Origin of the sequence: Bradyrhizobium sp. CIR18 (assembly GCF_014198295.1) — a bacterium.
In the GTDB taxonomy this organism is placed as follows: Bacteria; Pseudomonadota; Alphaproteobacteria; order Rhizobiales; family Xanthobacteraceae; genus Bradyrhizobium.
Map to the genome: position 1 here is coordinate 1408617 of NZ_JACIHF010000001.1, position 22516 is coordinate 1431132.

Consider the following 22516-nt stretch of genomic DNA (forward strand, 5'->3'; position numbering starts at 1 on the left):
AAGCGACGACGACGGATATGTGAAGGGCCGCCCGTGGGCGGCCCTTCGGTTTTACGTACTCTCGGGCGCCTTGAGGCGCACGAGCCGGGTCAGGAGAGCATCGAGGCCCTCGCCGTTGCCGGCATGGAGATCGATACGGCCGACCTTCTCGACCAGCCGCTCCAGCGACTCCAGCTCCTTGAGCCGCAGCAGCAGGGGGTTCTCCTCCATCAGGCGGGCGGTGTTCAGAAGCGAACGCGTCGCCGCGGTCTCTTCCTGCCGGCGGATCAGGTTCGCCTTGGCGACCCGCTCCGCCTCCACCACCTTGTTCACCAGCTCCCGGATCTCGCCGGGCAGGATCACGTCCTTGACGCCGAGCTCGGTGACCTCGACACCGGACTCCGCGACGCGTGCGCGCACATAGTCGCGCAGCTCCGCATCCAGCGCCGCCTTCGCAGACAGCACCTCGTCCAGCGTCCGGCCCGCAACCGCCTCCCGGATCGCGAACTGCACCAGGCGGTACAGCCACGCATCCACGTCGGGCACGGTCGCAACCGTCCGCTCGGGATCGACCACCTTACGGAACGCCGTCAGCGTCACCCGCAGCGCGATGCGATCCTTGGTCAGCATCTCCTGCGCGGTGATCTCGACCGCCTGGGGCCGCAGGTCGAGGCGCTTCACCTCGATCTTGCGGCCGACGGTCCAGAAGGCGTGCCGGCCGGGCACGAGCCGCTCCACGAGCCGGCCCTCGACATAGAGCAGGCCCGCCTCGTGGTTCTCGACCACCGTCTCCGACGTCACGGCCGAGCGGTTACGCTCGATCATGGCCAGATGGCGCGCGCCAACCCTGACATCGCTGGACACATCGATGCGCTCGACATCGACGCTCGTTGCGACCTTCCAGTAGACGCGCACCTGCCAGGGCGTCATCAGATGCACGGGCCGGCCGTCGAGGCTGACGATGGCGATCTCGTCCGCCCTGGTCTCGACCGCCTCGAACAGCTCGGCGGCCAGATCAGGCCGTGCGGCCTTCAGCACCGCGTAGCGATCCGCAGAGAATTCGCTGCGGACCACATCGAGCACCTCGGCCTTGAGCTCGTGCAGGGGATCGAACAGACGGTGCCTGCCGGGCGCGAGCACGCGCACGAGCTGCCCGTTGCGCGTCAGCAACGCCCGCTCGCCATCCTTGACCGTCACGTTCAGCATCAGCAAATGCCAGCCCTTGTTCGAAGTCATGGCACGCCTCCATCGTTTTGCGTCCGGCCGGATGCCGGACAACAGGTTTCGTTTGCAAAGGATTTGAGGACGCGGACGACGCTTCCTGAGAGATCGACGGGCCGAGGCTTGAGCTCGCATGACGACGGGCGCACGCGCGCGATCGCGCGACGGGTGTCGCGCGGCCGAGCGGAGCCACCCGGCATCAACGCAAGCGGTATCTACCCGCGGCGCAAAGCCGGTCTCACAGTGTCTAGGTTCGGACGGAAAGCCTTGCGGCAAAACGGCCGGACTGCGACTGAAGCGCGCGTCCGGTCCTCGTCAGAGGTGTCAGTTTTTCAGGCTGACCCGTAGCGCTGGAGCGGGATTCGAACCCGCGTCACGATGATTAAACGTCATCTGCTCTACCACTGAGCTATCCTTTGGTTGGTACAAGAAATCGGAATCGAACCGATGCCTCCGGGTTTTACTCCGGCGCTCTCCATGAGCTACATCCTGCGTCTTCATTCGGCGGAACACGAGACCGGAGACCGGATCGCGCCAGCCGGGATCTCAGAGAGCCCGGACACATGGCCTAGCGAAGGAGCGGGCTAATAGACGAGGCACGTTCGGGTTGCAAGGGGGCAGTTCAGGATTTTTCGTCGCACCATGCGCACTGTGACGCGATGATCACAGCGCGTCGTGACGTCAGGGGCGCGCGATGTCCTGGAAACACGCCCTCACCCAGTCGATCGTCACGCGTGTCGCCGGATCGCGCTTGAGGTGGTTCTGCACCAGCAGCCAGACGTCGCGCCGCCTCGGCAGCAGCGTCGCGCGCAGGCTGCGGTCGGCGAGCAGGCCTTCGCAGCTGTGTTCGGGCAACACGCCGACGGCCTGATGCGACTGGATCATGGTCCTGATGATGCGGACGTTGTCGGTGATGCAGCGAACGTTCGTCAGCCGCTTCGCGCGCAAGAACTGCTGTTCGGGAATGGTGTCGAGCTCATCGGGATAGATGCAGGCGACCGGCTCGCCGCCGGCACGGTCGGCGGGCTCGAAGAAATACAGCCTGACACCGCCGAGCTTGGAGATGGTGAAGTCGCCCTTCTCCGGCTTGCGCAGGCGAATGGCGAGGTCGGCCTGCCAGCGCGAGAATTTGACGTTGCCGCTGGACGTCAGGAATTGCAGGGTCAGGCCGGGATGATCGCGCAGGAAGCCGCTCGCATGCGGCGCCAACAACTCTTCGGCGACCGCGTTGGTCGAGGCGATGCGCAGACGGCCGACCGGGCCGGGCTGGCTCTCCTTGATGCGATCGATCGCCGCGACATGGGCGGCCATCGCGCCGACATGCTCGAGCACCGCCTCGCAATGGCGCGTCGGACGGCGCTGGCCGTCCACGGCATCGAACAGCAGCACCCCGAGATCGCGCTGAATACGTGCGAGCCGGCGGCCGACGGTGGTCTCGTCGATGCGCAGCCGCGCGCTGGCGCCGGCATAGGTGCCCTCGTCCCTCACCGCGGCAATGATGCGCAGATCGTCCCAGTTCATCCGGGCAAGCCTAGCAGGCGGTGCCGTGCCCTGCAAATCTGCAGCCGTAAGCTGCAATAGTCCTGCACAATGGCAGGCCAATGCTGCGCTAATGTGACGCCATCCGATCTCCCTGGAAGGCCTGACCAGCATGACCGCCCCCAAGACCCTGCTCGAACTCGCCGGCGCCGATCTCAATCCGCCGAAGCTCAACGAGGCCTGCCTCGTGCTGATCGACATCCAGAACGAATATTGCGCCGGCCCGTTGGCCCTTCCCGATGCACAGCCGGCGATAGCCGCGGCGGCGCGCCTGCTGGCGCGGGCACGGGAGAGCGGCGCTGCGATCATCCATGTCGCGCACAAGGGCCGCGCCGGCGGCCTGTTCGACCGCGAGGCGGCGCGCGGCGCGATCGTCGATCGCCTGACGCCGCAAGCAGGCGAGCCCGTGGTCGAGAAAGCGCTGCCGAACTCATTCGCCGGCACCGATCTGCAAGCCCGGCTTGCCGCGACCGGACGCAAGAACATCGTGCTGGCCGGCTTCATGACCCACATGTGCATCTCCTCGACCGCCCGCGCCGCGCTCGATCTCGGCCTGCGGACGACGATCGCGGCCGATGCCTGCGCCACTCGCGACCTGCCGGACGGCCGGGGCGGCACACTGGACGCCCGGACGATTCACGAGGTCGCGCTGGCCGAGCTCTCGGACCGCTTCGCGATCATCGCGCGCAGCGATGCGCTGATTTGACGGAGCATCCGATGCTGCAACTCTATTTCTTTCCGATGGCCTGCTCGCTCTCGAGTCGCATCGCGCTGATGGAGGCCGGTATCGAGGCGCAGTATCACCTTGCCCATATCTGGACCAAGCAGGTCGTGGACGACGGCAGAGATTTCCTCGGCGTGTCGCCGAAGGGCGCGGTGCCGGTCCTGATGCTGGAGAACGGTGAACGGCTGACCGAGAGCGCGGCGGTGCTGCAATACATCGCCGACGCGAAGCCCGAGCGCGGCCTTGCGCCGCGGCCCGGCGACGTTGATCGCTATCGCCTGCAGGAATGGCTGAGCTTCATCGGCGCCGAGATCCACAAGGGGTTCCTGTTTCCGACCTTCTGGTACAAGGACGACGGCTCGCTCGCCAAGCCACGCACCAGAATCACGCAGACATTGTCGGTGCCGTCGGCGCATCTGGCGGAGCGCGAATTCCTCGTCGGCGACAGCTTCACCGTCGCGGATGCCCACCTCACCTGGGCCTTGCTGCTGCTCCGTCCCGCCGGCGTCGACATCGCGCAATGGCCGCCCTTGTCAGCCTATCTCGGGCGCATGCAGGCGCGGCCGGCCGTGCGGGAAGCGATTGCGACCGAGATGGCCCTGCGCAAGGCGATGGCAGCGTGACCGGACGTCACGGTCGCGAAATCCGAGCGTTTTCCCGGCGAGGGCATTGAAGTCGGCGCGGCATGCGCTAGTCTGGAGGGATATTTTTCGATATTTCTTGGAAGGCATTTATGCGTGCTCTTTCCAGATTGTGCTCATCTTTATTTTGCCTGGGCCTCCTCGCCGGCTGGCTGTCTCCCGATACAGCCTCGGCGGACACGCGGGTGGCACTGGTGATCGGCAACGGCGCCTATACATCGACGGCGCAGCTGCCCAACCCGTCACACGATGCCGAGGACGTCGCGGCCTCGCTCAAACGCAGCGGCTTCGAGGTGATCCAGGGCATCGACCTGCGCCAAGCCGACATGCAGGATCTGACCATCCGCTTCGCGCGCGCCGCGAGCAGAGCTGACGTCGCCATATTCTATTACAGCGGCCATGCGATGCAGTACAACGGCGTGAACTATCTGATGCCTGTCGACGCCACGCTGACCGATGAGGCCGACCTCAAGCGTTTCGTGCGGGTCGACGACATCGTGAACGACCTGCAGCAAGCCAAGAACCTGCGCATCCTGGTGCTCGATTCCTGCCGCGACAATCCGCTGGCGGAAACTCTCAAACGCTCAGCGACGCGGGCCGCCTCGATCGGGCGCGGCCTGTCGAAGGTCGAAGCGCCGCGCGGCACGATCGTGTCGTTCTCGACGCAATCGGGGCAGACCGCGGCGGACGGCGTCGGCCGCAACAGCCCCTACACGACCGCGTTCCTCAAGCACATCGAAGAGCCGCAGGAGATCGGCGATGTGTTTCGCGACATCAGCAGCGACGTCTATGATGCCAGCGGCAAGACGCAGCTTCCGGAGCTGTCGCTGTCGATCATCGGCAAGTTCTACCTGAACGGGCCGGTCTCGGTCACGATCGCACCAGGGGCTCCGCAAGTCGCGCCGCGGGCCGACCCTTGCGCATCCGCGGAGGCGCACTGGAAGGCTGCCGACACCATCGGCACCGCCAGCGCCTTCGAGGACCATCTGACGCGATTTTCCAGTTGCAGCTTCGCCAGTCTCGCCAAGGCGCGGATCGAGGGCCTGAAGCAAAAGGTGGCGCTGGCGCCTGCGACCAACACCCGCGCCGGCGGCAGCAAGGACTTCGACGGCAGCTGGGACGTGACGCTGAACTGCCCGGCTTCCGGCAAGGCGCAGGGCTTCACCAGGCCCCTCGCCGGCACCGTGACCAACGGTGTGTTTCACGCCGAGGCCCAGAGCAAGGACGGCGTCAACCGCCTGGAGATCGACGGCCAGATCCCGGCCGACGGCAAGACGACGTTGAGCGCGCGCGGCACAACAGGGGCAAGCGCGTACACCCTCAACAACCTTGCGCCCGGCTCGCCTTACGCCTTTACGGTCGACGCGCAGTTCGATCGCACCCGCGGCAGCGGCAAGCGCAACGAGGCGCGCGCCTGCAACCTGGTTTTCGTCAAACGCTGATCGTGCAGAAAGCGTGAGGCGCGCTGCGCCTCACTCCACCCGCGCCAGCACCGCGAGCTTGCGGATGCCCTTGTTGCGGTAGGCGTCGAGGAACGCGTAATAGTCCTTGAACGACACGCAGCCGTTGGAATCGCCGTTCGGTCCGAGCATGTAGGTGTGCGCGAGCAAACCGTCGCGGCCGTAGATCGCGCTCTCGCCGCCGATCGGGGTCAGGCGCAGCGCGGGCACGCCGTGGAACAGCGCCTCGCGCGGCTTCAGCGTGTAGATGTGCGGCGGCGTCACGCCGCGCATGCGGGTGCGCTGCGAGCGCGGATCGTCGAGACTGGAGCCGAGGCCGGAATGCGCCTCGAGCTTGGTGCCGTCGGGCAGATACACCGTCTTGGCAGTGATGTCGTAGACCGCGGTGTCACGCTCATAGGGCGGCGCGCCGCCGAACATCGGGTTCTGCTCCTTCGGCGCGATGGAGGCGGTCACGCTGGCATCGGCCGAGGCGTAGGCCAGCAGCCCGCCGGACGGCTCGCGCTTGCCCCAGAGTTTTTCGACCATCGACTGCCGCGGACCGGTGATCGACATCACCGCGGCCTTGGCGCGATCGGCGAACGACTTCTTCGCTTCCGGTGCCGGCACGATCTGGGCCGGATCGGCCGAGGCGAGCTGCATCTGGGCATCCGGCGCGCGCTTGGCCTTGTCCCCGGTCTTGTCAGCGGTCTTCTCAGCAATTTTGGTCGGGGCCGACGGCTTCAGTGCTTCCGCGACCTTCGCGATCACGCTCTGCTTCGGCGCGTCCTTGGCCACCGCAACCTGGGTCGCCGGCGCCGCGCTGGCCGCGTTCGATGCCACGCCTTGGGTCGCAGCGGCAGCAAAGCGCTCGTTGAACATCTCGCGCGAGATCGGGGCGGCGACCTGCAGCCGGTCAGGCAGGAGCGCAAAAGCTTCCTTGATGGCGTCGCCGGCCTCGCGTAGCGCTACCTTGGGCGCACGCTTGATCACCGGCTCGTCGTAGCCAATGCCGCCGACGGTCGGATAGACGCTCGCGCCGAAGACGTTGCTGTAGATGGTCCAGCCGGCGGCCATCACGACGCAGCCGATAGCCGCGGCGCCAAGCCAATTGGTCGTGGTCATTTTCCGGGAAGACTTCCGAAGAGAATTCTTGGACTTCCGTGCCGCGTTACTATGCGCAGCGATACTCGTACTCATTCGCCTTGCGTCCAGGACGGTGTCACTCAGTCCCCCTTCAAAGTGCCGCTGGTCACGATCCGGGACCAGCATCTCGCAGAGGGTCGGAGCGTCATTAAGGCGACTTTTAGTTAAATGCGGATTAAGTTCGGGCAGATGTGCGGCGACTCGTTAAGGCTGTCTCATTCTGAGAAAAAAGCCCGCAGAACTACGGACTTAGGCGCGTCTGTTAACCATAATTCTCGGCCGGTTCGGCGCATTCAGCGGACCTCTCCGGCCGCCTCTCTAGGGCCACCCAACCAAGTCGTTTTCGTGGCTTTCGATACCCGGAAGATAGCGGGGAAACGTTGCGCGGGGCTGATCCCACTGGCCTTCCCGCCGGCACGTGGGTGACACGAGAACGGCGGCCAAGATCACGCACCTCACACAGCGAGCTCGGACCGCTCACACGGCGACCGCGCCCTGACCGAAAGTTGATCGCACCGCTCTGGAAAAGGCCGAGCCAAGAAAATAGCTGGTAGAGCGGCACTTTTCAGCAGCCTCTGCGTGTGATACGGTACCGTATCAACATCGCCTTGAATTGTGCCGGGCATGCAAACGGAGGCTGGCATGAGAGGGTTCGCGCGCGCCGGATATCTTGCTCTGGCGTCGTCGTTGTTGATGGGATACGCTGCCGCGCAGCCTGCCAACATAGCTTGCACATCGTCAGCCTCGGCCGCGGGTACGCAGACCTGGCGCTGCGACAACGGCATCACCATCGTTGCGGAAAGTGGCGCCAGATTTGAACTAAAGGACGCCAACCGCGACGGACATATTGACTCCGTTGAGTTGAGCAGCAAAGCCCTGCTGGTCGAAGTGCCCAGGAAGCCGGGCGGTAATCCCTTCAAGGTGCTGACGCCTCAGGCGATTGCCGCGGTGCGCGGCACCAGATGGGCCGTCGATGTCGCTGAGGCCAAGACCTCCGTCTTCGTCGCCGACGGCCGTGTCGGCGTCAGCCGCAGGGCTCGTGGGCGCGGCGTCGTGCTTGGCCCCGGCCAAGGCGTCGACGTGGAAGCGACCGGACCTTTGACGGTGAAGCAGTGGGGCCAGCCGCGCATCGACGCTCTCATGGCAAGGCTTGGTCAATGAGACTTGGTCAATAAGACCTGGTCAATAGACCTCGGCCCACAGGCCCCGAAGAAAAAGAAGATTGCAGTACGACGCAATGACGAGACGCGTTCAAATCCTGGTGGCACTCGCCCTCACCGCGCTGTGGGGCGCGGGCATCTTTGCCGCGCACGCCGGCGGCCATCTGCGCTTTCTCGACCGCCTCGAAGCAACGCTGACCGATTGGCGAACCCAGGTCCGCGGGGTGCAGCGTCCGCCCGATCTCGTCACCATCGTCGCGATCGACGACACCGTGGTGAAGCGCGGCGGCAGCTATCCGCTGCCGCGCGCCGATCTCGCCCGCGTCGTCGACACCATTGTGCAGTTCAAGCCGAAGGTCGTCGCGATCGATCTCCTGCTGGTCGACCGCAGCGCTGCGATCGGCGACGCCACGCTGGCAAACACGCTCGCCACCGGGCCCATGGTGCTCGCCGCCGCTGCGATCTTCCCTTCCGCCAGCGAAAACGTGGCGCCCGGCAGCGCAGGTCCCCTCGCCGTGCTGCCGCAAGCCGAACGTTTCCTGCTGCCGCTGCCTGCGTTCGCCGACCACGCCGAGGTCGGCATCGTCAATGTCGCGACGGGCCAATCGGGCTCGCCGCTCTCGGTGCCGATGCTGTTTCGGACCCGCGACAAGGTCGAGCTGTCGTTCCCGTTGCGCGTCGCGACGCGCGCGCTCGACAAGCCGCTGACGATCGCTCCTGATCATCTCATGCTCGGCGACCGCGCGGTGCCGACCGATACCGACTTCGCGCTGCCGATCACCTATTACGGTCCGCGCCGCACCATCCGCACCGTGAGCGCGCAGAGCATTTTCGACGGCACGCTCAATCGCGCCGCGATCGAGAACCGGATCGTCGTGATCGGCGCCTCGGTCGCCGGCGGCGGCGACTTCTACCCGACACCGTTCGATTCCCTGATGCCCGGCGTCGAGGTGGTCTCGACAGCGATCACCCATCTCGTTGCCGGCGACGGCATCGTGCGCGACCACAGGGTCCATATCGCCGACGCGCTCGCTGCGATCCTGCTGCCGATGCTGTTGGTCGGCCTGCTGGCCTGGCGGCGCAGCGCGCTCGGCATCATGGCGGCGGCCGCGGTGATGATCGCCTGGGCCGGCCTCAACACGTTCGCGTTCACGCATGGTGTCTGGCTGAACGCGGCAACCACGCTCGCCGCCGCGGTGCCGCCGGTTGCGATCTTTGCCGGTGTGCAGCTGTGGGCCGGAGGCCGCCGCACGCAATATCTCGCCGCCAAGAGCAGGTCTCTCGCACAATTCCAGGCACCGGCCGTGCAGGAATGGCTGTCGCGCGATCCGAATTTCCTGTCCAAGCCGGTCCGGCAAGACGCCGCAATCGTCTTCATCGATCTCTCCGGTTTCACGTCCTTGAGCGAACGGATCGATCCGGACGCGCTTCAGGAGATCTTGCAGGCGTTTCACGCGCGGATCGACAAGGCCGCGGTCGATTGCGGCGGCATGATCACCGGCTTTCTCGGCGACGGCGCCATGATCCTGTTCGGTCTGCCGGCCGCGATGCCCGATGACGCCGCGCGCGCGCTCAAATGCGCGATCGACCTGCATCGCGGTGTCGAACACTGGATCGCCTCGCTGCCGTCAGCGATCGGCGGTCAGCTCGGCTTCAAGATCGGCGCGCATTTCGGCGAGATCGTCGCCTCCCGCCTCGGCGAAACCCACCAACACATCACGGCGACAGGCGACACAGTCAACGTCGCGAGCCGGCTGATGGAAGTCGCCGTCCGGAACGATGCACGACTCGCCCTCAGCAATACGCTGCTGGATACGGCCGACTTCCAAGGCGCTCCCGACGGCGTCCTGTCGGGCCCCCTGCTCGCCCAGGTCCGTGGCCGCTCCGGGGTCGTGACCGTGTGGTTCTGGCGCGACCGGGACGGGCCCAAGCAGGCCGCGGCCAAGGCCGAGGCGATCGACTGAGGCGTCGGCCCCGCCGAACACTCTGCTGTCGTCCCGGCGAACGCCGGGACACATAACCTCAGGGAGAAGTTTGGCGAAGACTAGTAGTGAGCAGGTCTTCGCGCGGTACAAGCACCGGGGCTCATCGATAGATCACGCGGTATGGATCCCCGCGTTCGCGGGGATGACAGACAGCTACCTTGCTTCCGGCGGCGGCGAGCGGTCCAGCACGTCGCCCTTGGCGCCCTCCAGCAGATCGAGGCTGTAGGTCTCGACCACGAGCGGGCCGCGCTTGCGCTGCAATTGCGCAACCTGCGTCACCTTCGCAAAGAGGTCGTTGAGGACGGGATGACCGTCCGGGCGCAGCTCGTCGACATAGAGCAGCTTGCCCGCCAGCAACTTCGGATCTGGCTCGCCCATGTTGACCCAGCGGATGCGCTGGTTCTGCTGCACCACGCAGGTGCCGCGGGGCAAGTAAAAGGCCAGCCAGCCCGTGGTGCCGTAGTCCTGCGCGAGCACGCAGGTCGCGCCATGGCGCGCGCGCACGGCTTCGATTTCGGCAGCGAGCTCGCGCCAGCCGACGCCGACGCTGCGCACGGTGGCATCGCGGCGATAACCCGAGAGCCAGCCGGTGTTGGCTTGCACGATGAGCGCTGCAAACATCACGATGCCGACAGGCGCGGCCCAGCGCAGGCAAAAATCCACCAGGCGGCGCTGTCGCGGCTTCCATTGCACGAGGTTGGCGGCAGCGGCCGCGGCGACGACGAAGGGCGGATAGACCGGCGCGAACCAGTTGGCCTCGACGCGGGCATGCAGCGAATGCCAGACGAAATAGGCGACGATGGTCCAGAACATCGCCTCGATCAGCACGCGCGAGGCCAGCGCACCCGCCCGGCGCCAGGTCAGCGCATGCAGACCCATCGCGCCGAGGATGAAGACCAGCGGGGTTGCGAACGCGATCTGGGTCGGGATCAGCTCGGCGATGAAGACGGGTCGGAAGTCCTCGATCTTCGCGCGCCCGAGCTGCTTTGCGAACGAGACCCATTGATGGTCCGCATTCCAGAGGATCACCGGCGAGAACAGCGCCAGCGCGACGAGACCGCCGAGATAGGGCCAGGGCGAGAGAAACCAGCGCCTGAGCTTCGGCACGCAAGCGAGCCAGATCAGGATCCCGGCGCCAAAGAACATCGCCGTGTATTTCGACAGCAGCGCCGCACCGACAGCGGCGCCGACCGCGAGCCACCAGACGCCACGGCCGGTCTCCAGCACTTTTGCGAGGAAGAACAGCACGAAGCTGGATGCGACCAGAAGCGGCGCATCCGGCGTCACGATCAGCGTGCCGACGGAGGCCATCATGGTTACGTTGAGCAGGACCGCGCTGGTCGCCGCCACGCGCGCGCCGCCGAACAGGATCGCAGCGGAGCGGTAGACCGCATAGCTCATCGGCAGTGCGAGCAGGATCGAGACGAGGCGGACGCCGAGCTCGGTATCGCCGGCGATCATGGTGCCGGCGCGGATGACATAGGCGACCATCGGCGGATGGTCGTAATAGCCCCCGGCGAGGTTGATCGACCACATCCAGTAGTAGGCTTCGTCGAAGGTGATCGGCGTGAATGCTGCCGCGACGAGCCGCAGGGCCACCAGCGCGAGAATCAGCAGCACGGTATTGCGGACGATCCGCGCGTCAGCCCCGTCCATCGTGGGTTATTTCTTGCGCCAGACGAACAGGCCTGACATCGCGTAGTTCCACACCACGCCCATCAGCGCGCCGGCCATGCCGGCCAGCCACCAGATCGGCTCCTGGTCGTAGACCGAGAAGGCGACGCCGACATTGGCGAGCAGGCCGACGCTGCACACGATGTAGAAGGCGATCAGACCGCGCAGCAGCGCAAAGCCCCTCAGCCGCTGGTCGCGATAAGTGAGGAAGTTGTTGAGGATGAAATTGCTGGTCATGGCGACGATGGCGCCGGCGGCCTGCGCCTCCGCGAACGGCGCCTTGAACAGCTGAAGCCCGATGAACAGTGTGGTGAGATGCACCACGAGGCCGATGCCGCCGACCATCGCGAACAGGATGAAGCGCAGCGAGACGATGTCGTTGCTCAGCTTGGCCAGCACGAGGCCGAGGAAATCGAGCGCGACCATGGAATCGAGCTTGCTCTCGCCGTGCTGACGGGCGCCGAAAGTGTAGGGAATCTCGACCGCCCGCAAGCCGCCGTGCGCGGTCGCGACGACGTCGAGCAGGATCTTGAAGCCGTGCACGGAGAGCTTCGGCGCGAGCTGCTCGAAACGATCGCGGCGGATCATGAAGAAGCCGCTCATGGGATCGGCAATCTCGACCCGCAGCATCTTCCTGGCGAACTCGGTCGCCAGCGCGCTGGCGCCGGCGCGCTGCTTGTTGAAGCCCTCGCTCTTGTAGCCCTCGATGTAGCGGCTGCCGACCACGAGGTCGGCCTCGTCGCTTGCGAGCAGCAAAAGCATCTTCGGCAGTTGCGTCTCGTCGTGCTGGAGATCGGCGTCGATCACGGCCACATAGGGGGCGCTGGACGCCAGGATGCCCTCGATGCAGGCGCCCGAAAGGCCGCGGCGGCCGATGCGGCGGATACAGCGCACGCGGCTGTCCTGCTGCGCCAGCGCGCGCACGACGTCCCAGGTGCCATCAGGCGAATTGTCGTCGACGAACACGACTTCCCAGGCGACGTTGGCGAGCACCGCCTCCAGCCGCCGGTACAACACCGTGACATTGTCGCGCTCGTTGAAGGTCGGGACGATGACCGACAGTTCCGGCCCTTCGAGAGCCTGCAGCGGATTGTCGGAGCCCGGTCTGATCGCTTCATTCATGACGGCAGCGTATATCCGCCGCGTCCTGCGCTGCCAAGTTCTGCGCTGCCAGGTTTTATGCTGCGAAGCCGGGGGTGTCCGGGGAAGGCCCAAAAGGGGCCCCAAAATGCCAACGACCCCGGAACGGCAGGCCGCGCGTACATCCGGCGCGAGCCCAAGCTATTCCAAGGTCGTTCCAACGCCGGAGTTTTCGCTCAACGGCGCCGTTAAGGGGTAGATAGGAATGACAAGACGGCTTCGCAAGGGCCGAAAACCACGATTTTCGTGCCTTATTGGTTGGGCACTTCCCGGATGATCGGCCCGCGCGGCGCCGGCGCGGCCGGGGCTGCGGGTGCCGCAGCCGGGGCCGGCTCGACTTTCGCCGGTTTGGGCGGCTTGCCGTACTGGCCAATCGGCCCGAACACGACGGCGACTGCAAGCACGATCGCGGCGACGATCACGCCCAAAATGCCCCCTACCGACTCAGACGCCATGGAAACCCACCCCTGTTCCAGATACGCCCCGTGATATCACGGATGCGCGCGGAGCCGGAAGGGCCCGGAGCCAATGGCGAGTAGCGAATGGAGAAGGCCGCCTCTTCCCCTATTCGCTATTGGCCATTCGCCACTCCCTCATTTCACCGGCGGCCTCTGCTTGACGAAGGCCGTCACGATGTCCTTCTGCGCGGCCTCCACTGCCCTGTTCGCGGTCGCGAGATGGGCACCGGCATCGATGTTCGGATATTGCGTGGTGAGATAGTCGAGCAGCGCCACCCGGTAATATTGCCGCTCCGACGGGCAGGCACCCGCGACCGAGCGGCCAAAATCCTGTTCCGTCATTCCCCGATTGCTATCGCGCGAATATTCCCGCGCCAGGCAATGCCAGTAATCGTCGCGGCCCTGCATGGCGAGCTTCTGCGCGCCCTTCGCATCGTCGTCATCCGCCATGACCGGAGATATCATGGCAGCAGATGTCATCATGACGAGCGCCGCTCCCACCATCAGCATCCGCATCTTTTTCTCCTTTTTCGCAGATCCTGCCGCGACCTTAGACGGGACGCAGCAACTGGCCAATCACAACTGGTTTGACTAGGATGACGGCATCCCCTCCACGTCGATGCGAGATCCTTCCGTGGCCAAAGCAAAAACTGCGTCCAAAAAGTCAGGCAACATCTTCATCGGCATCGGCGGCTGGACCTTCGAGCCGTGGCGCGGCGTGTTCTATCCGGAGAAGCTGACGCAGGCGAAGGAACTGTCCTACGCCGCCTCGAAGCTGACTTCGATCGAGATCAACGGCACTTATTACGGCTCACAGAAGCCGGAGAGCTTTCGCAAATGGGCGAGCGAGGTGCCCGACGGTTTCGTGTTCTCAGTAAAGGGACCGCGATTCGCCACCAACCGCCGGGTGCTGGCGGAAGCCGGCGATTCCATCAAGCGGTTCTATGATTCCGGCGTGCTGGAACTCGGCGACCGTCTCGGGCCGGTGTTGTGGCAGTTCGCGCCGACGAAGAAATTCGACGGCGCCGATTTCGGCAAGTTCCTCGAACTGTTGCCGCGCAAGCTCGAGGGACGCGCGCTGCGCCACGTCGTCGAGGTCCGACACGACAGTTTCTGCGCGCCGGATTTCGTGGCGCTGATCCGCGAGTTCGAGACGCCCGTCGTGTTCGCCGAGCACGGCAAATATCCAGCGATTGCCGATGTCGCCGGCGATTTCGTCTATGCCCGGTTGCAGAAAGGCAATGACGAGATCAAGACCTGTTACCCGCCCAAGCAGCTCGATGCCTGGGCCGAGCGCCTTCAGGCCTGGGCTTCGGGCGGTGAACCGGACGACCTGCCGAAGGTCGACAAGGCCAAGCCGAAGAAGGCGCCGCGCGACGTGTTCGCCTACGTCATCCACGAGGGCAAGGTACGCGCACCCGCCGGCGCCATGGAACTGATCGCAAGGGTGAGTTGAGGTGAGCCATGGCAAAGGCCAGAAGGCTGTTCACCATCGGCTATGAGCAGACGCCGCCAAAGGCCGTGCTGGACGAGCTGGAACAGGCCGGCGTCAAGCTCGTGGTCGACGTGCGCGCGGTGACGTCGTCGCGCCGGCCTGGCTTTTCCAAGAAGCAGCTTGCCGCGGGTCTCGACGAGCGCGGCATCGCCTATGTCCACCTCGCCGCGCTCGGCACGCCGAAGGAGGGCCGCCTCGCCGCACGCAGCGGTCAGTACGATGTGCTCGAGAGGATTTTCTCAAAGCACCTGAAGGCGCCCGAGGCCAGGGAGGCGATGGACGAGCTCTCGGCGCTGGTGAAGAAGGCCGGCCCGGTGTGCCTGCTCTGCTACGAGCGCGACCACACCCACTGCCACCGCCAGATGATCGCGGAGATCATCGAGGAACGCGATGGGGTTGCGGTGACGAATCTGGCGGGGCGGCCGGTCTGATCGTCGTGGGCGCTGGTGTTAGCCGTAGCTCATCCTGAGGTGGCCGCTTCTCCAGCGGCTCTCCGAGGACGACGGCATGCCCCGAGGCTGCACCTCGGCCGTGCATCCTTCGAGGCTCGCAAAAGCTCGCACCTCAGAGCCTGACTCAAAACTTTTCGGTCAGGCTCTCGGGACGACGGTGGGACCCAGCACGAGCTTGGAATGACGCCTAGCCCTCCCCCGCCAGCTTGAACGTCCCCTCCATCATCTGCACACAGCTGCCGCCGACATGGGCGGAGACGATCTTGCCGTCCTGCTTGCGCACGCGAGTCGAGAGGATGCTCGGCCGGCCCATGTCAAAACCCTGGCCGACCGTGAGCTTGAGCTCGCCATCGCGCATCGGATCGAGATCAGCGAACAGTGCGGCCGCGGCAACCGTGGCGCTGCCGGTGGCGGGGTCCTCGACGAGACCGCTGGCGCCGCGCATGAACATTCGCGCCTGGCGCTCGCAAGGCGCCTCCGCCGCGGGTACGTCGCGCGTATAGAACCACACCGAGCGGGCGCCATCGCGTGGCAATACCTTGCCGTAGGCTGCCGCATCCGGCCGGGCGCGCTTCAGCGCCTCGCGCGAATGCAGCTCCATCACCAGAAACGCGTTTCCGACGGTGACGATCTCAGGCTCGTGATTGTCGGACTTGATGTCGTCTGCAACGAGCGAGATGCAGCTCGCGGCTTCGGCGGCTGGCAGCCGCGAGAGCCGCTCCAGCGGCTGCGGCGCGGTGAGCTCGGTTCGAATCACCCGGCCCTGCTCTGTCACGATGTCGACCGGCACGAGCCCGGCCTTCTCCTCGAACAGCAGACGTGGCTTCGGCTCCTTCGCCATCGAGGCGAGCACGAAGGCGGTGCCGACGTTGGGATGGCCCGCGAAGGCAATCTCCTGCACCGGCGTGAAGATGCGCACCTCCGCGTCGTTGGCCTTGTCGCGCGGCGGCAGCACGAAGGTGGTCTCGGAATAGTTGAACTCGGTCGCGATCGTCTGCATCTGAGCGGTCGTGAGCCCGCCGGCATCGAGCACCACGGCGAGCTGGTTGCCGCCGAAGGCGCGGTCGGTGAACACGTCGACGGTGACGTAGCGGCGCTGCATCTTCGATCCCTCATGCAAGTCGCGACCGCAACGGGCCGCATCGCGCGGCAGTCTATAGGCCGGCGACATCGCTCGTCATGCCCCAAAATTCGGAGCAATCGGAGCAATCGCGATGACGCGTTGGAAGAAGAAGCCGCAGGCATTTGCGACGCCGGGCCGGCAAACTTTCACCAACCCGGCGTTGTCTGCGCGATTGTCAGTAAGCGTATGAGGTGCCCGTGTTCGGCAGGCAGGGCGGCTGCGTGTAGGGCGCAGAGGCATACGCGCCCTCTGCCGGCGCCCTGACGCAGGAGTCGGACACCGCCTGAGTCACAGCAGCGCGCGGCGGGGCAGCGTGGCGCATCGTCGCGGCCTGAGCCTGGGTAGCGGCTGCGGCGATCAGGGCGGCGGCAACAACGGTCAATCGGGTCATTGGCTTTCTCCGGGTGAGAAGTGAAAGCCGAGGCGTTTCGGCTTCCAAAGTGCGAGACCCGAGAACTAGCAGAGATATTCATCACGCGCGTTCAAGGCAGCGCGACTCCGCTTCAACCAAACGCGACTCGCGCTTGAAGAGCCGTTACCCCAATTGAAACACCGCGACCTTCCGCTCATAGCCGCGCACTTCGACCTCGCCGAGCGCAACAGCATCGTCACCATCGTTGCCGAGCGCCTCGCGCACGGTCTCCGAAATCAGGAGCTGCGAGCCGAACTCCTTGTTCAAAGCCTCCAGGCGCGAGGCGAAGTTCACGGTGTCGCCGATGACGGTGTATTCCTTGCGCCGGGGCGAGCCGATATTGCCGGCGACGACCTCGCCGAAATGGATGCCGATGCCGATACGCAGCGGCCAGCTCGTCCGTGCGTTGATGTGGTCCATCGCACTCAGCATCTCGCGGCCTGCGGCAACCGCGCGATGCGCGGCGTCGGAGGCTTCCAGCGGCGCGCCGAACAGCGCGAGAAAGCCATCGCCGAGAAACTTGTTCACGATGCCGCCGTGGCGATCGAGGATGTCGACCAGCACCGCAAAGGCGCCGTCGAGCCGGTCGACCACCTCCTGTGGGGTGCGCGACTGCGCGCCCGCCGTGAAGCCGCGGAAATCGACGAACATCACCGCGACGCGGCGGAGATCCCCGCCACCGCTGGTTCCCGCCGCCATCAGCCGCTCCACCACCTGCGGGGAGACATGCTGGCCGAACAGGTTCGTCACCCGGTCACGCGCGGTCGCAGCCGCGATGCTCGCGGCGAACTGGCGGCGCAGCTGAGCGCCGACCGCGCCCGCCAGCGCGCCACAGATCAGGATGACGATGCTGCGCACAGCGTGGAAATAGATCAGGGGTTCGCCGGCCTCGTCGGCCGCGTTGTAGAGCAGCGCGACGGACAGAAGCCCGGCTGCAGCGACGAAGCCTGTGAAGGCAGAGAGCCAGAAGTCGAGCCGCAAGGTCGAGAGGATGACGAAAATGAAGTACATCAGCGGCACGGCGAAACCGAGAGCCTGGCTCGCGCCCATGGTCCGGGTTTGCAGAATCAGGATCACCGTGGGCAGCGACGTCTCGATCAGCGTGCCGATATAGCGGCGGATCACCGGCAAATCGCGATCGAGGCGGAGATTCTTCCTGATCTGGGTGTGGACCCAAACCTCGAACAGGATGAAGCCGCCGAGCAGGCCGTAGACCTCGACAAGCCCTTCAGTTCCGCGCCACACCCGGTTCACCACACTGGGGTCGATCAAATAGATCGCGGTGAGCAGCACCATCATGACGCAGCCCGTCATGATCAGCGCCCGCACCCGGAGCAGCTCGGTGCGAAGCACTTCACGTGTCAGCTCGCGCTCGAAATCCTCCGATAGCGCGGCGTGCTGCCGTGTCCTCCTGCTGGCAAATCTGACCATTCCCGCCCCTCGATTCCGGGGCATTGTGCCTCAATCCAGCGTGCGGCGGAAGCGCGTCACGGCGATGGTCATGGCGAGCGCCATCAGGATCGCCAGTGCCAGGGCATCGAAATGCAGATTCTGCATGGTCGCGCCCTTCAGCATGATGGCGCGGACGATGCGAAGGTAGTGCGTCAGGGGCAGGCATTCGCCGAGATATTGCGCCCAGGTCGGCATCCCCGCGAAGGGAAACATGAATCCGGACAGCAGAATGCTTGGCAGGAAGAACATCATCGACATCTGCATGGCCTGGAGCTGGTTCTGCACCACCGTCGAGATGGTGTAGCCGATCGACAGGTTGGTGGTGATGAACAGCGTCGAGAGCAGCGCCAGCAGGAACAGATTGCCGAGCACGGGGACGCCGAACAGACCGACGCCGATCCCGATGATGAGGAACGCCTGCACGAAGCCGACCAGCACGTAAGGCACGATCTTGCCGAACATCACCTCGACCGGCTTGATCGGCATCGACAGCAGGCTCTCCATGGTGCCGCGCTCGACCTCGCGCGTGACCGACAGCGCGGTGAAGATCAGCATGGTCATGGTGAGGATGGTGCCGACCAGGCCCGGCACGATGTTGAGGCTGGAGGCCGCGGCCGGATTATAGCGGGCATGCGCACGGATCTCGAACGGCATCTCCGGGGGATCGCCGATATAGAGATCGTGCTTGAGCGCGGTCTGCACGATCATGCCGAGCGAGCCGATCGCCGAGCTCGCCGCCACCGGATCGGTCGCATCGGCCGCGACCAGCAGCGCCGGCCTGTCGCCACGCCGTACCGCCCGCTCGAAGCCGCGCGGGATCTCGACACCGAACAGCACCTTGCCGGATTTCAGGAGGTTGTCGAAATCGTCGACGTCGTGCACCTCATAGAGGAAGCGGAAATAGGCGGTGTTCTCCAGCGCCTTCAGGATCGAGCGGGCGAGATCGGAATCCTCCTGGAGCAGCACCGCGCTCGGCAGATGGCGCGGCGTGGTGTTGATGGCATAGCCGAACAGCATCAGCTGCATCACTGGCAGCATCACGATCATCGCGAACGAGACGCGGTCGCGCCTCAGCTGGATGAACTCCTTGATCAGCATCGCATAGGAGCGCCGAAGGAAGCCGAAGCGCTCGCGGATCTCGTGCCGTGGTGCGGGATGTTCGACAGCACTCATTGGAAATTGTCCTTGGAGCGCCCCATCAGCTCGATGAATACGTCTTCCAGCGACGGCGACGATTTGTGCCAGTGCAAGCCGTCTCTTTCGCGCCATGGCGCGACGCTGGCTTCGAGCGCGGCGACGTCGCGCCCCGACACGTGCAGCGAGGTGCCGAACGGCGCCACCATGTCGATCCCGGCCTTGCCGGTGAGCTCGGCCGCGAGCCCGTTGAGGTCCTCGCCCGTTACGGTGTAAGTCGTCAGCGCGGATTTCGCGATCACCTCCTCCACCGTGCCGTGGGTCAGCAGATGGCCGTATGCGATGTAGGCGATCTCGTGACAGCGCTCGGCCTCGTCCATGTAGTGGGTCGAGACCAGGACGGTGAGGCCCTCGGCGGCCAGCGCGTGGATCTCGTTCCAGAAGTCGCGCCGCGCCTTGGGATCGACGCCGGCGGTGGGCTCGTCCAGCAGCAGCAATTGCGGATTGGGCAGCGTGCAGGCACCCAGCGCCAGCCGCTGCTTCCAGCCGCCGGAAAGCTCGCCCGCAAGCTGCTCCTCGCGTCCCGAGAGCCCGAGCCGCTTGATCATGTCGCGCGCGGCGCCGCGCGCATCGGCCAGACCATAGAGCCGCGCCACGAATTCGAGATTCTCGCGCACGGAGAGATCCTGATAAAGGCTGAAGCGCTGGGTCATGTAGCCGACCTGGCGCTTGATCTTTTCGGCATCGCGGCGGATGTCGTAGCCGAGACAGGTGCCCTCGCCGCTATCGGGGGTAAGGAGGCCGCAGAGGATACGGATGGTCGTGGTCTTGCCCGAGCCGTTGGGCCCGAGGAAGCCGTAGATCGAGCCGCGCTTCACCTGCATCGACAGATCGTGCACGACCTCGCGGCCGCCAAACGATTTGGTCAGGCCCTTGACGTCGATCGCGATGCCGTTGCCACCGTTCATCGCTTGTCCGCCACCGGGGTCTTTGGATTGAGATAGACGTCGATCGGCTGTCCGACCCGCAGCGCGTCGGGGCGCGACGGCCGCGCCTGGATCAAATAGACCAGCTTGTTGCGCTCATCGAGGCTGTAGATAACAGGCGGGGTGTATTCGGCCGAGGTCGCAATAAAGTAGATCTTTGCGGTGAGATCGGCCGCGCAATTGTCGCAAGCGATGCGCACCGTATCGCCGATCGCGAGCTTCGGCAGCGCGGTCTCCGGCACGAAGAAGCGCAGCTTCATGTTGCCAGGCGGCATGATCGACAGCACCGGGCGCTGCGCCGCCACCATCTCCCCCTCGCGGAAATAGATCTGCTGGATGGTGCCGGCAACCGGCGCAAAGCCCTTGCGACGCGCCATCCGTGTCTCCGAGGTCGCCACCCGCGCCTCCGCGACGCGCAAGGCGGACACGGCGGAATCGAGATTGGCCTGCGTGCCCGAACCGGTCTTGTTCAACGAGGCCGCACGATCATAGGTCTGCTGCGCGTTCGCGAGCGTCGCCTTCTGCTGGTTGAGGTCGGCAAGCTGGAGATCGTCATCGACGGAATAGAGGTGATCGCCGACCTTGACCTCGTCGCCTTCGCGGACGTTCAGCTTGGTGACCCGCCCGGCTTCGTCGGGGCTGACGAAGATCATGTCGGCCTCGACCCAGCCCTGGAAACCGGGATCGCGCTTTTCCTGGCAGCCGGCGAGCGAGGCTGCGAACGCCATCACCAATGCAATGCTGAAAATTGTTTGCGACGACCTCATGTCGTCCTCCGTTCGCCAAAAATCAAATCGAGATGAACGCGCAGCATGTCCTGCGCATCGAGCGGCGCGTGCCGTGCAAACAGGCTCTGCCAGATCACCGCGATCATTGCGGGCGCGACCAGGATCTGCGGATAGCGCGCGAGGTCCTTCTCGCGGATCTCGCCCCGGGCGATGCCGAGCTCGATCAGGGCGCGCATGGCGGCGATCCCGCGCGAGACAACCTCACGGTAGTAGAAATCGGCGACGGCCGGAAAGCGCGGCCCCTCCGCCACGATCAGCCGCACCAGATCGCCGCGCCTGGTGCCGATGACCTCTTTCAGGAAATTGCTGGCAAAGGCCTCGATGAGGTCGCGCACCGAGCCAGTCGGCGGCGGCAGCGCGGTCAGCCGAGCCACGACAGGCACGATCACGATGCGCACCAGCTCCTCGAACATTGATTCCTTGTCCTTGAAGTGCAGGTAGATCGTGCCCTTGGCGACGCCGGCGCGTTTGGCAATGTCGTCGAGTCGCGTTGCGGCGAAACCGCGGGCGATGAACTCCTCCATCGCGGCCTCCACGATCGCCGCGCGCCGCTCCTGCGCGCGCGCAGCGCGATTCGATGCAGGCACCTCTCCGCGGGCTGACGCAGGCTCTGCGCTCAGGGCCGACTTGTTGGCGAGCTTGGCCGACTTCTTCATCATCAGATATATATGACTGACCAGTCAGTCATAGTCAATACCGCGAGAAGCAGAATAATTAGCATTGACTAATGAATTAGCCTCGGCTAATTGAATGTCATGATCGAAACTGCTCCAAACCCCGTCACCACCGTGATGCGTGCCCTCGCCGACCCGACGCGCCGAGCGGTGTTCGAGCGCGTGTTCGAGAGCAAGGAGATCAGCGTCGCCGAACTGACGCGCGGCAGCGGCGTGACCCAGGGCGCGATCTCGCAGCACCTGAAGTCCCTGAAGCAGGCGGGACTCGTCGCCGAGCGCGCCGAGGGCCGCAACGTCTATTACCGCGCCGCACCGCAAGGGCTCGAACCGCTGGTCACCTGGATGGACCATTACGGCGTGTTCTGGCGCGAGCGCTTCCAGAACCTGCGTGACCTCTTGAAGGAGATCGATCCGTGAGTGCTGCTTCCAAAGCTCAAGCCCAACACCAGACCAAAGACATCGTCATCGACGAGGTCTTCCCTCACGCCGTCGCAACGATCTGGAAGGCGCTGACCAGCGCACAGTTGATTGCGCGCTGGCTGATGCCGCCGACCGGTTTCGAGGCCGTCGAAGGCAACACCTTCACGTTCAAGACCAACCCGGCCGGCGCGTGGGATGGCACGATCCGTTGCCGCATTCTGGAGGTCGTGCCGAACCAACGCTTCGCCTTTGCCTGGAAGGGTGGCGACGAGGGTAACACCGGTTACGGCTCGGCGCTCGACACCGTCGTCACCTGGTCCCTCACGCCGGTCGAAGCCGGGACGCGCGTGCGCGTGGTGCATTCGGGCTTCGTGACGCCGACGAACGACACCGCTTATCGCAACATGAGCGACGGCTGGGTCAAGGTGCTGCAGCGGCTCGATGCCATCTCCGGCGAAGACAAGTAGGAAAGCA

The 22516-nt window shown here is 65.2% G+C and carries 23 protein-coding genes and 2 tRNA genes; 10 read left to right on the forward strand and 15 right to left on the reverse strand.

What is annotated here, in order from left to right; translation table 11 throughout:
* Nucleotides 1-51: 51 nt before the first annotated feature.
* From GGD65_RS06940 to GGD65_RS06955, 4 genes are all read right to left on the reverse strand, one after another.
* Nucleotides 52-1215, reverse strand: a complete 1164-nt coding sequence (locus tag GGD65_RS06940) for a slipin family protein (RefSeq protein WP_183234728.1) — start codon at nucleotides 1213-1215, stop codon at nucleotides 52-54.
* A 333-nt stretch (nucleotides 1216-1548) separates the two neighbouring features.
* Nucleotides 1549-1614: transfer RNA gene (locus GGD65_RS06945), tRNA-Lys, on the reverse strand.
* Nucleotides 1615-1621: 7 nt separating this feature from the next.
* Nucleotides 1622-1693: transfer RNA gene (locus GGD65_RS06950), tRNA-OTHER, on the reverse strand.
* A 188-nt stretch (nucleotides 1694-1881) separates the two neighbouring features.
* Nucleotides 1882-2721, reverse strand: a complete 840-nt coding sequence (locus GGD65_RS06955; protein WP_183234729.1) for a LysR family transcriptional regulator — start codon at nucleotides 2719-2721, stop codon at nucleotides 1882-1884.
* A 130-nt stretch (nucleotides 2722-2851) separates the two neighbouring features.
* Between GGD65_RS06955 and GGD65_RS06960 the strand changes: the two genes are divergently transcribed.
* From GGD65_RS06960 to GGD65_RS06970, 3 genes are all read left to right on the forward strand, one after another.
* Entirely contained in the window at nucleotides 2852-3445 is a 594-nt protein-coding gene (locus GGD65_RS06960) for a cysteine hydrolase family protein (protein WP_018316499.1), read from the forward strand.
* A gap of 11 nt (nucleotides 3446-3456) precedes the next feature.
* On the forward strand, nucleotides 3457-4086 hold the full coding sequence (locus tag GGD65_RS06965; protein ID WP_183234730.1) for a glutathione S-transferase N-terminal domain-containing protein: 630 nt from the start codon (nucleotides 3457-3459) through the stop codon (nucleotides 4084-4086).
* 110 nt (nucleotides 4087-4196) lie between these two features.
* Nucleotides 4197-5546, forward strand: coding sequence for a caspase family protein (locus GGD65_RS06970; RefSeq protein WP_179734234.1), 1350 nt, complete (start codon nucleotides 4197-4199; stop codon nucleotides 5544-5546).
* A gap of 30 nt (nucleotides 5547-5576) precedes the next feature.
* Here GGD65_RS06970 and GGD65_RS06975 read toward each other — a convergent pair whose 3' ends face one another.
* Nucleotides 5577-6668, reverse strand: coding sequence for a DUF2778 domain-containing protein (locus tag GGD65_RS06975; protein ID WP_183234731.1), 1092 nt, complete (start codon nucleotides 6666-6668; stop codon nucleotides 5577-5579).
* Between the two features lie 663 nt (nucleotides 6669-7331).
* Between GGD65_RS06975 and GGD65_RS06980 the strand changes: the two genes are divergently transcribed.
* Together GGD65_RS06980 and GGD65_RS06985 are read left to right on the forward strand one after the other, a co-directional pair.
* Nucleotides 7332-7850 carry a FecR domain-containing protein gene (locus GGD65_RS06980; protein WP_183234732.1) on the forward strand — a complete coding sequence of 173 codons (519 nt, stop codon included), beginning with the start codon at nucleotides 7332-7334 and terminating at the stop codon, nucleotides 7848-7850.
* 76 nt (nucleotides 7851-7926) lie between these two features.
* Nucleotides 7927-9813: a CHASE2 domain-containing protein gene (locus tag GGD65_RS06985; RefSeq protein WP_183234733.1), complete on the forward strand. Its 1887-nt coding sequence runs from the start codon at nucleotides 7927-7929 to the stop codon at nucleotides 9811-9813.
* A gap of 174 nt (nucleotides 9814-9987) precedes the next feature.
* Here GGD65_RS06985 and GGD65_RS06990 read toward each other — a convergent pair whose 3' ends face one another.
* From GGD65_RS06990 to GGD65_RS07005, 4 genes are all read right to left on the reverse strand, one after another.
* Nucleotides 9988-11490, reverse strand: a complete 1503-nt coding sequence (locus GGD65_RS06990; protein ID WP_018316505.1) for a glycosyltransferase family 39 protein — start codon at nucleotides 11488-11490, stop codon at nucleotides 9988-9990.
* Nucleotides 11491-11496: 6 nt separating this feature from the next.
* Nucleotides 11497-12630: a glycosyltransferase family 2 protein gene (locus GGD65_RS06995; RefSeq protein WP_018316506.1), complete on the reverse strand. Its 1134-nt coding sequence runs from the start codon at nucleotides 12628-12630 to the stop codon at nucleotides 11497-11499.
* A 269-nt stretch (nucleotides 12631-12899) separates the two neighbouring features.
* A complete protein-coding gene (locus GGD65_RS07000; protein ID WP_092259169.1) occupies nucleotides 12900-13103 on the reverse strand; it encodes a hypothetical protein in 204 nt (67 codons plus the stop codon).
* A gap of 138 nt (nucleotides 13104-13241) precedes the next feature.
* A complete protein-coding gene (locus GGD65_RS07005; protein WP_018316508.1) occupies nucleotides 13242-13622 on the reverse strand; it encodes a hypothetical protein in 381 nt (126 codons plus the stop codon).
* Between GGD65_RS07005 and GGD65_RS40720 the strand changes: the two genes are divergently transcribed.
* The 3 genes from GGD65_RS40720 to GGD65_RS07015 are packed head-to-tail and all read left to right on the forward strand — an operon-like array spanning nucleotide 13570 to nucleotide 15032.
* Nucleotides 13570-13701, forward strand: a complete 132-nt coding sequence (locus tag GGD65_RS40720; RefSeq protein ID WP_256375077.1) for a hypothetical protein — start codon at nucleotides 13570-13572, stop codon at nucleotides 13699-13701. The genes GGD65_RS07005 and GGD65_RS40720 overlap by 53 nt on opposite strands.
* A 24-nt stretch (nucleotides 13702-13725) precedes the next feature.
* A complete protein-coding gene (locus GGD65_RS07010) occupies nucleotides 13726-14562 on the forward strand; it encodes a DUF72 domain-containing protein (protein ID WP_183234734.1) in 837 nt (278 codons plus the stop codon).
* Between the two features lie 8 nt (nucleotides 14563-14570).
* Nucleotides 14571-15032, forward strand: coding sequence for a DUF488 family protein (locus GGD65_RS07015; protein ID WP_183234735.1), 462 nt, complete (start codon nucleotides 14571-14573; stop codon nucleotides 15030-15032).
* Between the two features lie 208 nt (nucleotides 15033-15240).
* Here the strand turns inward: GGD65_RS07015 and GGD65_RS07020 are convergent, their stop codons facing one another.
* The 6 genes from GGD65_RS07020 to GGD65_RS07045 all read right to left on the reverse strand — a co-directional run bounded on the left by GGD65_RS07020 (nucleotide 15241) and on the right by GGD65_RS07045 (nucleotide 21607).
* Nucleotides 15241-16155 (reverse strand): PhzF family phenazine biosynthesis protein, encoded by a 915-nt coding sequence (locus tag GGD65_RS07020; RefSeq protein ID WP_018316511.1) that lies wholly within the window; start codon nucleotides 16153-16155, stop codon nucleotides 15241-15243.
* Between the two features lie 556 nt (nucleotides 16156-16711).
* A complete protein-coding gene (locus GGD65_RS07025) occupies nucleotides 16712-18019 on the reverse strand; it encodes an adenylate/guanylate cyclase domain-containing protein (protein WP_183234736.1) in 1308 nt (435 codons plus the stop codon).
* 30 nt (nucleotides 18020-18049) lie between these two features.
* Nucleotides 18050-19213: an ABC transporter permease gene (locus GGD65_RS07030; protein ID WP_018316514.1), complete on the reverse strand. Its 1164-nt coding sequence runs from the start codon at nucleotides 19211-19213 to the stop codon at nucleotides 18050-18052.
* Entirely contained in the window at nucleotides 19210-20142 is a 933-nt protein-coding gene (locus GGD65_RS07035) for an ABC transporter ATP-binding protein (RefSeq protein WP_018316515.1), read from the reverse strand. The genes GGD65_RS07030 and GGD65_RS07035 overlap by 4 nt, the downstream gene beginning before the upstream one ends.
* A complete protein-coding gene (locus GGD65_RS07040; protein WP_183234737.1) occupies nucleotides 20139-20927 on the reverse strand; it encodes an HlyD family secretion protein in 789 nt (262 codons plus the stop codon). The genes GGD65_RS07035 and GGD65_RS07040 overlap by 4 nt, the downstream gene beginning before the upstream one ends.
* Nucleotides 20924-21607: a TetR/AcrR family transcriptional regulator gene (locus GGD65_RS07045; RefSeq protein ID WP_246783204.1), complete on the reverse strand. Its 684-nt coding sequence runs from the start codon at nucleotides 21605-21607 to the stop codon at nucleotides 20924-20926. Before GGD65_RS07045 ends, GGD65_RS07040 begins: the two co-directional genes overlap by 4 nt.
* A gap of 96 nt (nucleotides 21608-21703) precedes the next feature.
* On the opposite strand from GGD65_RS07045, the gene GGD65_RS07050 reads away from it, so the two are divergent.
* Both GGD65_RS07050 and GGD65_RS07055 read left to right on the forward strand, forming a co-directional pair.
* The gene (locus GGD65_RS07050) at nucleotides 21704-22039 is read left to right on the forward strand and encodes a helix-turn-helix transcriptional regulator (protein WP_092259151.1); all 336 of its coding nucleotides are present in this window, start codon (nucleotides 21704-21706) and stop codon (nucleotides 22037-22039) included.
* Nucleotides 22036-22509: an SRPBCC domain-containing protein gene (locus GGD65_RS07055; protein ID WP_183234738.1), complete on the forward strand. Its 474-nt coding sequence runs from the start codon at nucleotides 22036-22038 to the stop codon at nucleotides 22507-22509. The genes GGD65_RS07050 and GGD65_RS07055 overlap by 4 nt, the downstream gene beginning before the upstream one ends.
* Nucleotides 22510-22516: the final 7 nt, after the last annotated feature.